1 pseudogene is annotated in these 573 nt (G+C 60.7%); it reads right to left on the reverse strand.

From position 1 onward, the window contains the following. Positions 1-573, reverse strand: a pseudogene (locus tag C5B91_RS21325) (dolichyl-diphosphooligosaccharide--protein glycosyltransferase); the annotation flags it as partial.

Genomic DNA, 573 nt, shown 5'->3' on the forward strand with positions numbered 1-573 from the left:
TAGTACTCCATCCGGTTCGATTCGCCGCCGAACTCACCTTCTGCGGGTGTGTTGTTCTGCATCCAGGTGAGGCTCCCGTCCCACTGAGTGACCGTTCCTGGACCGGTCTGGGACGCTTGCATGGCGGTCTGAGACACGCCGCCGTTGCCGAGTTGAATCGGGATGATGAGAACGGGCGTGAGGATGAGGAGGACGCCAATCACGACTGCTGCGACCTGCCCATACGAGATGTCGTCGAAGCGCTCGACGTTCGCGAGGCAGATGAAGTCGATTCCGAGGGCCTGTCGGAGGAGGTAGGCGTTCATCACCGCGACGACCACCGCGAGGTAGTAGTTGAAACGAACCTGCGTGAACGCTGCCGACGTGATGATGGCTGCCCACACGGGGACGAACAGACGTTCGCTCTCGTAGTCGGCTTGCATCACTGCGCCCACGATGAGTGCGGTGACGATGGTGAGGCTAACGAGCGACGATTCGACGCCCAGTGCACTGCCGATTCCTGCTGGAAGCGCCGGTATCAAGAAGAGTACTCCGATGAGGGCGAGACTCCCGACAGCGTATCCGATCTTCCGC

Origin of the sequence: Haloferax sp. Atlit-10N (genome assembly GCF_003586325.1) — an archaeon.
Taxonomy (GTDB): domain Archaea; phylum Halobacteriota; class Halobacteria; order Halobacteriales; family Haloferacaceae; genus Haloferax; species Haloferax prahovense.